Origin of the sequence: Dyella ginsengisoli LA-4, assembly GCF_000334915.1 — a bacterium.
In the GTDB taxonomy this organism is placed as follows: Bacteria; Pseudomonadota; Gammaproteobacteria; order Xanthomonadales; family Rhodanobacteraceae; genus Dyella_A; species Dyella_A ginsengisoli_A.
In genome coordinates this window covers 241,707-255,117 of the sequence record NZ_AMSF01000015.1, presented here as the reverse complement: position 1 = coordinate 255,117, position 13,411 = coordinate 241,707, and the positions used below count along the sequence as shown (strand labels likewise).

At 68.6% G+C, this 13,411-nt stretch carries 11 protein-coding genes and 1 tRNA gene; 6 read left to right on the top strand and 6 right to left on the bottom strand.

Annotation, left to right across the window (positions count from 1 at the left end):
- Window positions 1–156 precede the first annotated feature (156 nt).
- The 6 genes from recA to C693_RS0103810 all read left to right on the top strand — a co-directional run bounded on the left by recA (window position 157) and on the right by C693_RS0103810 (window position 5,615).
- Entirely contained in the window at window positions 157–1,197 is a 1,041-nt protein-coding gene (gene recA / locus C693_RS0103835; RefSeq protein WP_017460932.1) for a recombinase RecA, read from the top strand.
- Between the two features lie 4 nt (window positions 1,198–1,201).
- Window positions 1,202–1,774 (top strand): beta-lactamase hydrolase domain-containing protein, encoded by a 573-nt coding sequence (locus tag C693_RS22510; protein ID WP_017460931.1) that lies wholly within the window; start codon window positions 1,202–1,204, stop codon window positions 1,772–1,774.
- A gap of 10 nt (window positions 1,775–1,784) precedes the next feature.
- Window positions 1,785–2,270, top strand: coding sequence for a regulatory protein RecX (locus tag C693_RS0103825; RefSeq protein ID WP_017460930.1), 486 nt, complete (start codon window positions 1,785–1,787; stop codon window positions 2,268–2,270).
- An 81-nt stretch (window positions 2,271–2,351) separates the two neighbouring features.
- Entirely contained in the window at window positions 2,352–4,988 is a 2,637-nt protein-coding gene (gene alaS / locus C693_RS0103820; protein ID WP_017460929.1) for an alanine--tRNA ligase, read from the top strand.
- A gap of 258 nt (window positions 4,989–5,246) precedes the next feature.
- Entirely contained in the window at window positions 5,247–5,453 is a 207-nt protein-coding gene (gene csrA, locus C693_RS0103815) for a carbon storage regulator CsrA (protein ID WP_017460928.1), read from the top strand.
- Between the two features lie 69 nt (window positions 5,454–5,522).
- Window positions 5,523–5,615 (top strand) — tRNA-Ser (locus C693_RS0103810).
- A 365-nt stretch (window positions 5,616–5,980) separates the two neighbouring features.
- Here the strand turns inward: C693_RS0103810 and C693_RS0103805 are convergent.
- From C693_RS0103805 to phoB, 6 genes are all read right to left on the bottom strand, one after another.
- Window positions 5,981–6,709 carry a UDP-2,3-diacylglucosamine diphosphatase gene (locus C693_RS0103805; protein ID WP_026107163.1) on the bottom strand — a complete coding sequence of 243 codons (729 nt, stop codon included), beginning with the start codon at window positions 6,707–6,709 and terminating at the stop codon, window positions 5,981–5,983.
- Window positions 6,710–6,714: 5 nt separating this feature from the next.
- The gene (locus C693_RS0103800) at window positions 6,715–7,449 is read right to left on the bottom strand and encodes a peptidylprolyl isomerase (RefSeq protein ID WP_017460926.1); all 735 of its coding nucleotides are present in this window, start codon (window positions 7,447–7,449) and stop codon (window positions 6,715–6,717) included.
- 92 nt (window positions 7,450–7,541) lie between these two features.
- Window positions 7,542–9,059 (bottom strand): Ppx/GppA phosphatase family protein, encoded by a 1,518-nt coding sequence (locus C693_RS0103795; protein ID WP_017460925.1) that lies wholly within the window; start codon window positions 9,057–9,059, stop codon window positions 7,542–7,544.
- 64 nt (window positions 9,060–9,123) lie between these two features.
- A complete protein-coding gene (gene ppk1 / locus C693_RS0103790; protein WP_017460924.1) occupies window positions 9,124–11,232 on the bottom strand; it encodes a polyphosphate kinase 1 in 2,109 nt (702 codons plus the stop codon).
- Window positions 11,233–11,307: 75 nt separating this feature from the next.
- The gene (gene phoR, locus C693_RS0103785; protein WP_017460923.1) at window positions 11,308–12,552 is read right to left on the bottom strand and encodes a phosphate regulon sensor histidine kinase PhoR; all 1,245 of its coding nucleotides are present in this window, start codon (window positions 12,550–12,552) and stop codon (window positions 11,308–11,310) included.
- A gap of 102 nt (window positions 12,553–12,654) precedes the next feature.
- Window positions 12,655–13,344: a phosphate regulon transcriptional regulator PhoB gene (gene phoB, locus C693_RS0103780; RefSeq protein ID WP_026107161.1), complete on the bottom strand. Its 690-nt coding sequence runs from the start codon at window positions 13,342–13,344 to the stop codon at window positions 12,655–12,657.
- Window positions 13,345–13,411: the final 67 nt, after the last annotated feature.

The window sequence follows — 13,411 nt, the reverse complement described above, 5'->3', positions numbered from 1 at the left end:
CGCCGTGGGCAGGGCGGGTCGACGACCGGGTCGGGCTTGACCGGTGTGGGATACTCCGTGTCCCGGAATCGCAGCCCGTGAGATGGCTCCGGCGCATGCTCAGCGCCGTAGACGATTCACCACCCTCCTTTTCACCGTTGACGCAGGATCCCCACGATGGATGACAACAAGCGCAAGGCGCTCGCCTCGGCCCTCGGCCAGATCGAAAAGCAGTTCGGCAAGGGCGCGGTGATGCGTCTCGGCGACCGCGTGAACGAGGCCATCGAGACCGTTTCCACCGGCTCGCTCGGCCTGGACATCGCCCTGGGCATCGGCGGCCTGCCGCGCGGCCGCATCATCGAGATCTACGGTCCGGAGTCCTCCGGCAAGACCACGCTGACCCTGCAGGTGATCGCCAACTGCCAGAAGAACGGCGGCACCGCGGCCTTCGTCGACGCCGAGCACGCGCTCGATCCGTCCTACGCCGAGAAGCTGGGCGTGAACCTCGACGACCTGCTGATCTCCCAGCCGGACACCGGCGAGCAGGCGCTGGAGATCGCCGACATGCTGGTGCGCTCCAACGCCGTGGACGTGGTGGTGGTCGACTCGGTCGCCGCGCTCACCCCGAAGGCGGAAATCGAGGGCGAGATGGGCGACTCCCACGTCGGCCTGCACGCCCGCCTGATGAGCCAGGCGCTGCGCAAGCTCACCGCCAACATCAAGAAGTCCGGCACCCTGGTGATCTTCATCAACCAGATCCGCATGAAGATCGGCGTGATGTTCGGCAGTCCCGAGACCACCACCGGCGGCAACGCGCTGAAGTTCTACGCCTCGGTGCGCCTGGACATCCGCCGCACCGGTGCAGTGAAGAAGGGCGACGAGGTGATCGGCTCGGAGACACGTGTGAAAGTGGTCAAGAACAAGGTGGCGCCGCCGTTCCGCCAGGCCGAGTTCGAGATCCTCTACGGCGAGGGCACCTCGCGCGAGGGCGAGATCATCGAGCTGGGCGTGCGCGAGAACCTGATCGACAAGTCCGGCGCCTGGTACAGCTACAACGGCGACCGCATCGGCCAGGGCAAGGAGAACGTGCGCCAGTTCCTGCGCGACAACCCGGCCATCGCCAACGACATCGACCAGCAGCTGCGCGCCCGCCTGCTGGTCTCGGCCAGCGGCAAGGCTGCTGCGGCGACCGAGGAAGAGGTCGAGTCGGAGGCCTGATCCGGTGAAGTCGCGCCGTTCAGTTCCGCTGGTGGCCGGCCTCGTGCTCGCGCTCGGGGTGGCCGGCCCGAGCGCGGCTCGCGCACCCGCCGAAGGGGGCGCCACCGCGGCGCCAGTGCCGGCACCGGTGGTCCACGAGCTGCCCGGTGGTGTCTGGCTGGCCGGCCAGGTCACTCCGGCGCAGCTTCAGGGACTGCAGGCTCGTGGTCTGGCCGCCGTGGTGGTCGTGAGGCCCGACGGCGAGGCCCCGGGCCAGCCGACCGCCGCCGAGATGGCCCGCGCGGCCCATGCGCTGGGCATGGCGTTCGACTATGCCCCCGTCGCGCCCGGCACGATGCCGGCCGACTCGGTCGCAACGGTCGGCCGGGCGCTCGCGGCGCCGGCCCGGCCGGTGCTGGTCTATTGCCGCAGCGGTCATCGGGCGGCGCACATCTGGGCTCTGGCCGAAGCCTCCCGCCCCGGCGGCCTGGAGGTGGCGGCGATCGAGGCCGCTGTCCGTTCGGCCGGCCAGTCGGTGGACGACATCGACGGCGCGCTGCGCTCGCGGGTCGCGGCGCGACCCGTCTCCACGCGCTGACGGCGTGGCGATGGCGTTCGGCCGCAAGCCGCCACCGGACAAGCCATCGGCCTATGCGGCCGCGCTGGGCATGCTGGCGCGGCGGGAGCAGTCGCGCCGCGAGCTCCGGCGCAAGCTCGACCGCAAGGGCTTCGAGGGGGATGAGGCCGAGCAGGCGCTGGATCGCCTGGGCGATCAGCGCTACCAGGACGACGAACGCTTCGCCGGCATGCTGACGCGCAACCGGGCCGGACAGGGCTATGGACCGGTGCGGATCCGGATGGAGCTGAAGACCCACGGGCTGGACGATGCCGCTATCCGCGCCTGCCTGGACGAACTCGACGTCGACTGGGATGCCAGTGCCGCGTCGCAACTGCGCAGACGCTACGGCGGCAAGGCCCCGGTGGACCACGCCGAGCGGGCCAAACGGGCGCAGTTCCTCTTGCGTCGCGGCTTTTCCGCCGCCACAGTACGTCGTGTTACCCACGCCGACGTGGATGACGCCGACGACGACTGAGCTTCAGGGTCGCGTGGCGTCGCCCCGGCGTGGATTCGTTTCTGCCGCCCCTCGCCGGCGGCCCCGACGCCAGATGCCTGCATGAAGACCGCCGAAATCCGTTCTGCCTTCCTCGAATTCTTCCGCGCCAAGGGTCACACCATCGTGCCCTCGGCCTCGCTGGTGCCGTCCAGCGACCCGACCCTGCTGTTCACCAATTCGGGCATGGTGCCGTTCAAGAACGTGTTCCTCGGCAGCGAAAAGCTCCCGTACGTGCGCGCGGCCGACGTGCAGCGCTGCCTGCGCGCCGGCGGCAAGCACAACGATCTCGATTCAGTCGGCTACACCGCGCGCCACCACACCTTTTTCGAGATGCTGGGCAACTGGTCGTTCGGCGACTACTTCAAGCGCGAGGCGATCGCCTGGGCATGGGAGCTGCTGACCGGCGTGTTCAAGCTGCCGGCAGAGAAGCTGTGGGTCACCGTGTACCACACCGACGACGAGGCCTTCGAGCTCTGGAACAAGGTCATCGGCGTGCCGGCCGAGCGCATCGTGCGCATCGGCGACAACAAGGGCGCGCCCTTTGCCTCCGACAATTTCTGGCAGATGGCCGACACCGGCCCCTGCGGCCCCTGCACCGAGATCTTCTACGACCACGGCCCGGACGTGGCCGGTGGCCCGCCCGGCTCGCCGGACGAGGACGGTGACCGCTACATCGAGATATGGAACCTGGTGTTCATGCAGTTCGACCGTGCGCCGGACGGCACGCTGAGCCCGCTGCCCGCGCCGTGCGTGGATACCGGCATGGGCCTGGAGCGCCTGGCCGCGGTGCTGCAGCACGTGCATTCGAACTACGAGATCGACCTGTTCCAGCGCCTGATCGCCAAGGCGGGCGAGTTCACCGGCACGGCGGACCTGGCCAACAAGTCGCTGCGCGTGATCGCCGATCACATCCGCGCCTGCTCTTTCCTGATCGTCGACGGCGTGCTGCCGTCCAACGAGGGCCGCGGCTACGTGCTGCGCCGGATCATCCGCCGGGCGCTGCGACATGGCTGGATGCTGGGCGTGCGCGGCGACTTCTTCTGGAAGATGGTCGCGCCGCTGGTCGCCGAGATGGGTGAGCCGTATCCCGAGCTGGCGGCGAAGCAGGCGTTCATCGAGGACGCGCTGCGCACCGAGGAGCAGCGCTTCGGCGAGACGCTCGAGCACGGCATGCGCGTGTTCGACGAAGTTGCCGGCAAGGCCGGCAAGACCATCCCCGGCGTCGACGCGTTCCGCCTGTACGACACCTACGGCTTTCCGGTCGACCTGACCGCCGACATCGCCCGTGAACGCGGCATGGACGTGGACATGGCCGGCTTCGAGCAGGCCATGAACGAGCAGCGCGAGCGCGCCCGTGCGGCGGGCAAGTTCGAGGCCAAGGGCGTGATGCCCGCCGAGCTGGCCAGCCAGCTCAAGCCCACCGAATTCCTCGGCTACGAGGCGTTGGCGGCCGATGCCGCCAAGGTCGTCGGGATCGTCCGCGCCGGCCGCCAGGTCGACCAGCTGGCCGAGGGCGAGGAGGGTTTCGTCATCCTCGACCGCACGCCGTTCTACGCCGAGTCCGGCGGCCAGGTCGGCGACACCGGCACGCTGTCCGGGGCCGGCGGCACCTTCGCCGTGGCCGACACGCTGAAGATGGGTGGCGTGTTCTTCGGCCACGCCGGCCGCTGGCAGGGCGCCCAGCCGCTGCGCCAGGGCGACGTGGTCCGGGCGGCCGTCGACGGCGAGCGTCGCCAGGCGATCGTGCTCAACCACTCGGCCACCCACCTGCTGCACGCGGCGCTGCGCAAGGTGCTCGGCGACCACGTGACCCAGAAGGGCTCGCTGGTGGCCCCGGATCGCCTGCGCTTCGACTTCGCCCACCACAAACCGGTCAGCCGGGCGGAGCTGGCCGAGATCGAGGCGATGGTCAATGCCGAGGTCCGTCGCAATGCCGAGGCGGAAGTGCGCCACATGGCCTACGACGACGCCATCGCGTTCGGCGCGATGGCGCTGTTCGGGGAGAAGTACGGCGACGAAGTCCGCGTGCTGAAGATGGGCGGCTTCTCGACCGAACTGTGCGGCGGCACGCACGTCGGCCGCACCGGCGACATCGGCCTGTTCAAGGTCGTCAGCGAAGCCGGCGTGGCCTCCGGCGTACGTCGTATCGAGGCGGTGACCGGTGCGGGCGCGTTGGCCTACGTGGCCGACGAGGAGCGGCGTCTCGGCGAGCTGGCACACCTGCTGTCCGGCAACGGCGACGAGGTGGTGGAGAAGCTGCGCCAGCTCTTCGAGAAACAGAAGAAGCTCGAGCGCGAGCTGGAATCGCTGCGCGCCAAGGCGGCCGGCTCGGCGACCGCGGACCTCGCGGCCTCGGCGACCGACGTGGGCGGGATCAAGGTCGTCGCGGCGCGTCTGGAAGGGCTGGACGCCAAGGCGTTGCGCGACAGCGTCGACCAGCTCAAGCAGCAGCTGGGCGATTGCGTGGTGCTGCTGGCCGGTGCGGCCGATGGCCGCGCTTCGCTGGTCGCCGGTGTGCATGGCGCGGCGCTGGGGCGGATCAAGGCGGGCGAGGTAGTAGCCCACATCGCTGGCCAGATCGGTGGCAAGGGCGGTGGGCGACCGGACATGGCGCAGGGCGGCGGTGATGACGCTCCGCAGTTGCCGATGCTGCTCGCCGATCTGCCGGCCTGGATCGCGACACGCCTCGGAGCCTGATGGAAGGCATGGGAAAGGTGGGGCGGTTCCACTAGACGCTGATTGCGCGCCCTGTCTGGGCTCGGCTAGTATCAATAGATTGTCGGTATCACGAATTGCGGTGATATCGCCTGCCAAGACAGTTAATTCGCCTTGGCGGATGCCGGGGAAGGCGGAAAGGCCTTCGACGGAAACTGTCGTCGAACTGCTGGTGGACTCAGGGGTGAGGTCTCACCGACAGAAGGCCTGTAACCACACCAAATGATGGAGTAGCAAGCCATGTTGATTCTGACCCGCCGGGTCGGTGAAACCCTGATGATCGGTGACGAGGTGACCGTCACCGTTCTCGGCGTCAAGGGCAATCAGGTGCGCATCGGCATCAATGCCCCGAAGAACGTCGCGGTCCACCGCGAAGAGATCTACCAGCGTATCAAGGGCGAGAACGAGTCCGGTGGTGCCGCGCATCACGAAGACGCCGCGGAATAACCGCGAAGGCTTTACCTCGAGCGCGTCGGTCAGTATCCTTGCCGGCTCCGCAGCAATGCGGCAAAACACGGAGAGATGCCCGAGAGGCCGAAGGGGCTCCCCTGCTAAGGGAGTATAGGGTCAAAAGCCTTATCGAGGGTTCGAATCCCTCTCTCTCCGCCAGATACGCAAAGCGCCCCCTCGTGGGGCGTTTTGCGTATCTGGCACGACGATCGTGGATCGACGGACCTTCTCGTGATGGGGCGCCCGCGCTTCGCTTCGCGTGTCATCGGCTGCAACGGTGTGGGCTCAGGGGCCACCTTGGCGACGCCCACCATTCTTGCCTGCAGCAAAATCAGCCGGAAGCTGGCGCCTTGGCGCAAGGTGGGCGGATGGATGCCATGGATGGGATCTCCCTCCGCGGCATCGCGGCGGGCCGGCCCGCTCGGGGCGCTGCGTGGGGGTCGATCAAGTAGAGATGGAGCGCTGTTGTACGGCCTTTCCGTTCCGCGCGATGGGTGCCTGGCGACAGCCGTCGCAGTGGGGAATCAGTCCGTGGGCAGGCCGCGCAGTTCGACGTCGCCGGGAGTGACCCGGAGTACCGAGCCGTGCTCATACCAGTCGCCCAGCACGATGCGTTCGGCCGACTGCCCGTCCAGCTCGAAACGATGCACCGCCGGGCGATGGGTGTGCCCGTGGATGAGTCGGGTGACGCCGGCACTGCGCATGGCCTGTGCGACCGCTCCGGTATTCACGTCCATGATGGTTTCCATGGTCGAGCCGGTATGGGCACGGCTGTCCTCGCGTGCTTTCGCGGCGAATGCGCGTCGGGCATCCAGCGGCATGGCCAGTACCTGTGCGGCCCACGCCGGCTGGCGTACCTGCCGGCGGACCGTCTGGTAGGCGACGTCGTCGGTGCAGAGCACGTCGCCGTGCATCAGCAGAGTGGGCCGGCCCTGGATGGTGTGGACGGCGCCGTCTTCGAGCAGGATCAGGCCGGCGCGCCGGGCGAAGGACTCACCGAGCAGGAAATCGCGGTTGCCGGCCATGAAGTGCACCGGTACGCCGGCGTCCGCAACCGCGCGCGTGGCCGCGGCGATTCGGGCGGGAAGCTCCGCGTCGTCGTCATCCCCGATCCAGGCTTCCACCAGATCGCCGAGGATGTACAGGGCGTCGGCCGAGCGCACCTCGTCGCTGGCCATCCAGCGTTCGAACAGGTTGGTGATACCGGGACGCGCGGCGTCCAGGTGCAGGTCCGAAATGAGCAGCGTATGCACGTCGATCAACCGTGCCGGCGGGTCGGTGCGACGCCTTTCTTCGGCTTGCTCGTGGCGGCCTTGGCCGCGGGCGCTGCGCTGCCGGCGGTCGCTGGCTGGGTGTCGTCGCTCTTGGCGGCCTCGCCGACGATATCCGCGCCGGTGATCACCACCAGCGGATTGGGCACGTCGCCCGCGAACGGCCCCTGCGCGCGGGTGGGCAGCGAGGCGATCCTGTCGACCACATCCATGCCCTTGATGACCTTGCCGAACACTGCGTAGCCCCAGGTCAGCCCGCTCTGGCTGCCGACGAAGTCGAGGCGGCGGTTGTCGACCAGGTTGAAGAAGAACTGCGAGGTGCCGGAGTTCGGATCGGCGCCGCGGGCCACGGCGATGGTGCCGCGCACGTTGGACAGGCCGTTGTCCGCCTCGCTGGCGATCGCCGGCCGGGTACGGCGCGGTTGCAGGTCGCGGGTGTACAGGCCGCCCTGCACCAGATAGCCCGGGATCACGCGATGAAAGACGGTGCCCGCATAGAAACCGTCGCGGACATACTGAAGGAAGTTCGCCACGCTCTTGGGCGACTTGTCCGGGTACAGCTCCAGCGTGATGTCGCCGAGCGAGGTATGCATCACCACTTCCGGCCGCGGCGCCTCCTGCGCGGGGGCCTGCGGAGGCGCGGTGCTGGCGTCCTTGGGTGCTTTCTGCGCCAGCAGGGTGGACGGAGCAATGAGCAGCAGGGAGAGCAGGAAAGCTTTCAACGTGGATCTCGCGCGTGCCTGGAAGCGCCCAATGATACGCGGCCGCGCCAGGCTGGGGCTGGCCGTGGCTGAATCGCAGTGTGCTGCCACTGTCAGCTCGCGCTGAGGGCCAGGGTGAAACCGAGGTCGGACATCGGGGAGCGCTCCTGCTCCAGGTCGGCTTCAGTGAGCGGATGCTGCTCCAGCCATGCGGCCGGCAGGGCCAGGCGCAGGCGTTGCCGGGTGGCGGCAAGCCGCAGGGCCGGCAGCGATTCGGCACGGCGCGCCCGGCGGAACAGCACCGCCAGCCGCAGCAGGGCGGTGATCTGCCGGGCGATCAGCCGATAGCGCTGGGGCAGGGCCGAGATCAGCGCCTTGTCCGGCTTGCGCCGGTGCAGTTCGACGATGGCCGCGAGCAGTTGTTGCTCCTGCCGGGAGAATCCGGCGAGGTCGGCATTGCGCAGGATGTAGGCGCCGTGGCGATGGTGCTGGCTGTGGGCGATCGCCAGGCCGATCTCGTGCACGCGCGCCGACCAGGACAGCCATTCGCGCGCTTCGGCATCGAGCTTCCACTGCGACGCGATCTGGTCGAACAGCACCAGTGCGGTCGACTCCACGCGGCGCGCCTGCGCGCGGTCCACGCCGTAGCGGGTGGCCAGCGCGTCGATGCTGGCGGTGCGCGGGTCACTGCCGCCGGCGCGGCCGAGAAGGTCCCAAAGCAGGCCTTCACGCATCGAGCTCTCGCACACCCGCATGCGCTCGATGCCCAGCGCCTGGAAGGCCGCCTCGAAAATCACCACGCCGCCGGCGATCACCGGCGCGCGGTCGTCGGCCAGTCCCGGGAGCTTGAGCGAGCCGATCTGCCCCTGGTCGAGCAGGGCGTCGCGCAGCGAGGCCAGTGACGACGGGGTGATGCCGTCATCCGAGAGCTTCATCGCCTGGACCACGGAACCGATCGCTTTGGCCGTTCCGGAAGAACCGAAGGCCTCCTGCCAGCCCGCCTCGCGGTAATCCTCATCGAACTGCTGCAGCAGCAGGCCGATCTCCCCGCGCGCCTTCTGCCAGCGCTTGCGGTTGAGCTTGCCGCCAGGGAAGAAGCGCAGCGTGGAAGCGATGCAGCCGACCTGCACGCTCTCGGTGTGCAGCGGCGCCACGCCGCGTCCGATGATGAACTCGGTGCTGCCGCCGCCGACGTCGATCACCAGCCGGGGCTCGCGCGAAGCGGGCAGGTCGTGGGCCACGCCGAGGAAGATCAGGCGACCTTCCTCGCGGCCGGAGACCACTTCCACCGGGTGGCCGAGCGCGGCTTCCGCGGCGGTGAGGAACGCCTGCGGCGAAGCCAGCCGGCGCACCGTGTTGGTGGCGACGGCGCGTACGTGCAGCGAGGGCAAGCCGGCCAGGCGCTGGCCGAAGCGGGCCAGGCAGTTCAGGGCGCGGGAACGGTGCTCGGCATCGAGGGTGCCGTCGCTGCGCAGCCCGGCGGCCATGCGCACGGTGTCGCGCAGGCGATCGATCACGCGGGGTTCGCCGTGTTCGACCCGGGCCACCACCATGTGGAAACTGTTCGATCCCATGTCCACCGCGGCGACCAGTTCGCCGTCGCGGATCGGCACGTTGTCGCCCAGCGTCATGCGAGGCACTCCCGGCGGCTTGGCGGGCGCGGTGCGGAGGTGGTGTGGGGCATGCTTGGATCCCTTACGGTTTGGTCGGCCCGCAGAGCTTGTCGAGCAGCGCCTGCTGGGCGTTGTAGGGCGGCCGGTCGCCGGGCGTCGCGCGCGTGTAGCGTCCGTTGCTGCCCAACAGCCACGCCTGCGTGTTGTCGGCGAGCGTATTGGCCAGCGTCTCGTCGAACACGCGCTGGGCGAGCACGGGATCGAGGATCGGGAAGGCCACCTCGATGCGGCGCATCAGGTTGCGTTCCATCCAGTCGGCGCTGGCGCAGTACAGCTCCGGCTCGCCGTCGTTGGCGAACCAGTACACCCGGCTGTGCTCGAGGAACCGGCCGACGATGGAACGCACGCGGATCCGCTCGGAGACCCCGGGCAGGCCCGGCCGCAGCGTGCACGCGCCGCGTACCACCAGATCGATGTCGACGCCGGCCTGCGAGGCCTGGTAGAGCGCCTCGATCACGTGCGACTCGTTCAGTGCGTTGAGCTTGGCGACGATCCGCGCGGGCTTTCCGGAGCGCGCGTTTTCGGTCTCGCGCTCGATCTTCGCCACCACGCTCTTGTAGAGGGTGAACGGCGAGTGCAGCAGGCGCTTGAGGCTGATGGTCGGTCCCAGCCCGGAGAGCTGCTGGAAGATCTTGTGCAGGTCCTCGCCGATCTCCTCGTTCGCCGTCATCAGGCCGATGTCGGTGTACAGGCGGCTGTTGGCCTGGTGGTAGTTGCCGGTGGACAGGTGCGCGTAGCGGCGCAGCCGGTCGCCTTCGCGGCGCACGATCAGCATCATCTTGGCGTGGGTCTTGAACCCGACCACGCCGTAGACCACCTGCACGCCGGCCTCCTGCAGGCGCGTGGCGAGGCGGATGTTGGCCTCCTCGTCGAATCGCGCGCGCAGCTCGATCACCACGGTGACATCCTTGCCGTTGCGCGCCGCCTCGATCAGCAGGTCGACCAGCGGGGTGTCCTCGCCGGCGCGGTACAGCGTCTGCTTGATCGCCAGCACCTGTGCATCCTGCGCAGCCTGGCGCAGCAGGTCGACCACGGCCGCGAAGCTCTCGTAGGGGTGGTGCAGCAGCACGTCACGCTGGGCGATCACGTCGAACTTGTTGCGGCTGGCCTCCATGGTGGCCGGCACGCGCGGAGTGAAGCGCGGGAATTTCAGGTCGGGCCGGTCGACCCAGTCGTAGATCAGCCCCGCGCGGATGATGTTGACCGGTCCGTCGCAGCGGTAGACGTCGGCCTCTTCCAGGTCGAAGTTCTCCACCAGCATCCGGGTGATCGCCTTGGGGCAGTCGGTGCCGATCTGCAGGCGCACGGGCCGGGCATAGCCGCGACCGACCAGTTCCTCGGACAGCGCGCGGGCCAGGTTGTCGACCTCGGCTTCTTCCACCATCAGCTCGCTGTTGCGGGTAACCCGGAACTGGTGCGAGCCGAGCACCTTGAATCCGGGAAATGCCAGATCGACGAAGGCGTGCAGCAGCTCGGCCAGGAACACGAAGTGCTCGCCCGGGCCGCTGACCTCGGCGGGGACGCGGATGATCCGCGGCAGCGAGCGGGGAGCGCGCACCAGCGCCATGTGTCCCTCGTGGCCGAACGCGTCGCGTCCCTTCAGCACCACCGCGAGGTTGAGCGTCTTGTTGAGGATGCGCGGGAACGGATGCGCCGGGTCCAGCCCCAGCGGCGACAGCACCGGCAGCACCTCCTTCTCGAAGTAGCCGCGCAGCCACTGGTGCTGGCGCTTGCTCCAGCGCTGGCGCGGCAGGATGCAGATGCCTTCGGCCTCCAGCCGGGGGCTGAGATCCTCCTGCCAGGTGGCGTATTGCTCGGCGACGAGGTCCAGCGCACGGGCGCGGATGCGGGCCAGCAGCTCGCCGGACGCGATGCCGTCCGGGCCGGGCGAGGCCGAACCGAAGTGGTGGTGGTGCTTGAGCATCGCCACGCGCACCTCGAAGAACTCGTCGAGGTTGTTGGCCACGATGCTCAGGTAACGCAGGCGCTCGAGCAACGGCACGCTCGGGTCACGCGCCATCGCCAGCACGCGGAAGTTGAACTCCAGCGCGGCCAGTTCACGGCTGAGGAACAGCTCGGGGGCGCGGAGCTCTGCCGATTCGGTAGACGGGGACGAGGGTGCACGACGCATGGCGCCATTCTGTCGCAACTGTCGTCGGCGCACATCCCATGCGCCGGCATGGCGGTTGGCCGGACCGGCGCCAGTTCAGCCCTCGTCGCCGGATGACGGGCCGAGCAGGCGCTCGCGGCCGAAGTGGCAGGAGAAGGTCGAGCCCTGGCCGGGCGTGCTTTCGATCTGCAGGCGGGCCTGGTGCAGGTTCAGTACGTGCTTGACGATGGACAGGCCCAGGCCGGTACCGCCGGTGTCGCGCGAGCGGCTCGACGAGACCCGGTAGAAGCGTTCGGTCAGGCGTGACAGGTGGTTGGCCGGAATGCCGAAGCCGGTATCGCTCACCGAGTACACTGCACCGTCGCCCTGCCGCTGCCAGCGGATGGTGATGGTGCCGCCGGCCGGGGTATATCGCACCGCATTGCTGACCAGGTTGGAAAAGGCGCTGTGCAGGTCCTTGGGCGAGCCCAGCAGATCGGTCTCGGCGGTGGACTCGAGCACCACGCGATGACGACCCTGGCTCAGTGCCTCTGCTTCCTTGCGCAGGGTGGCAAGCAGCGGAGCCATGGCGACGCGTTCGTCGGAAACGTGTTCCTGCGTTTCCAGCCGGGACAGGGTCAGCAGGTCCTCGACGATCTGGCCCATCCGCTTGGACTGGGCGCGCATCTCGCCCAGCACCGGGGCCAGCTCGGGCACATCCTCCGGATCGAGCAGTTCGAGATAGCCGTGGATCACCGTCAACGGCGTGCGCAGCTCGTGCGAGACGTTCGCGACAAAGTCGCGGCGTATCTGCTCCAGCCGGGTGAGGTCGCTGATGTCGCGGGCCAGCAACAGACGCTGGCGGCGACCGAACGGCAGCAGGGTGACGTTGAGGTGACGATCCGGCCGCCCCGGTGCCGGGATGTCGTTGAGCGGCTCACGCGCGCCGTCCTCGAGCCAGCCGGCGAGGTCGGAGTGGCGCAGCCGCTCGTGCAGGTCGGAGCCGCGATCCTGCGGTCGACGCAGCCCCAGCAGATCTTCCGCTGCATGGTTGAACCAGCGCACGTGCTGCTCGTTGTCCAGCAACACCACGGCATCGGGAAGGTTGCCGGCGGCGCTGCGCAGGTCGCGCAGGCTGGAGGCGATACGGCGGGTACGGGTCATGAAACGGTCATGCGTGGGCGGGGAGGAAGGGGACGATGCGATCATCGCGCGGCGCAGATGACGGATCGAAGACAGCAGCAATACGATTTCCGCCAGCGCCGCGACAGTCACGCCCACGGGCGCGTGGCCCCCGGCGAAGTGACCGGCCAGTCCGCCGCCAAGCAGGCCAAGGACCAGCCAGAGAACCAGGGCCGGCATTCCGGGGAGACGAACGTTGCTCAAGACGATGGAATCCCGCGGGAGAGGGCAGTCGGCAGGATCGGAAAAACCTCGTTGCTGCGCAAGCCGCGCCCGCGGCGGTCACACGCTGGCGGAGAAGCGATAGCCCGAGCCGCGCACGGTCTGCACCATGTCGTCCAGCTTGAACGGCTCGAGCGTCTTGCGCAGGCGGCGGATGTGCACGTCCACGGTGCGCTCTTCCACGTAGACGCTGCCGCCCCAGACGTGGTCAAGCAGCTGGGCGCGGGAGTACACGCGTTCCGGGTGGGTCATGAAGAAGTACAGCAGGCGATATTCGGTCGGTCCGATCGAGACGGGCTCGTCGCCGGCAAACACGCGGTGCGCGGGGCCGTCGATGCGCAGGGCACCCAGCTCCACGATGCCGGAGCCGTCGTCGCCGTGGCTTCGCCGCAGCACCGCCTTGATGCGGGCGATCAGTTCGCGGGTGGAGAACGGTTTGATGACGTAGTCGTCGACGCCGGCCTCCAGGCCGTTCACGCGGTCCATTTCCTCGCCGCGTGCGGTGAGCATGATGATCGGGATCTCCCGGCTCAGCTCCTCCTTGCGCAGGCGCCGCGCCAGCTCCAGGCCGCTGGTGCCCGGCAGCATCCAGTCCAGCAGGATCAGGTCGGGCACCTGCTCGGCGATGGCCAGTTGCGCGGCACGGGCGTCGGCCGCCTGGGTTGCCTCCATGCCGGCCTTGCGCAGGGCAAAGGCGACCATGTCGCGGATAGAGGCTTCGTCTTCAACGATCAGAATGCGCTTGTGCACGCTTGCTTACGCCCATGTCTGTGACGGTGGGATTGCAGCGTCATTATGTTACGTCGCGATGACAGTT

Excerpts from the sequence above, each read along its gene's own strand:
- recA (WP_017460932.1), top strand. The coding sequence starts at position 157 with ATGGATGACAACAAGCGCAAGGCGCTCGCCTCGGCCCTCGGCCAGATC.
- C693_RS0103825 (WP_017460930.1), top strand. The coding sequence starts at position 1,785 with ATGGCGTTCGGCCGCAAGCCGCCACCGGACAAGCCATCGGCCTATGCG.
- alaS (WP_017460929.1), top strand. The coding sequence starts at position 2,352 with ATGAAGACCGCCGAAATCCGTTCTGCCTTCCTCGAATTCTTCCGCGCC.
- csrA (WP_017460928.1), top strand. The coding sequence starts at position 5,247 with ATGTTGATTCTGACCCGCCGGGTCGGTGAAACCCTGATGATCGGTGAC.
- C693_RS0103795 (WP_017460925.1), bottom strand. The coding sequence starts at position 9,059 with ATGACGCTGGGCGACAACGTGCCGATCCGCGACGGCGAACTGGTCGCC.
- ppk1 (WP_017460924.1), bottom strand. The coding sequence starts at position 11,232 with ATGCGTCGTGCACCCTCGTCCCCGTCTACCGAATCGGCAGAGCTCCGC.
- phoR (WP_017460923.1), bottom strand. The coding sequence starts at position 12,552 with ATGCCGGCCCTGGTTCTCTGGCTGGTCCTTGGCCTGCTTGGCGGCGGA.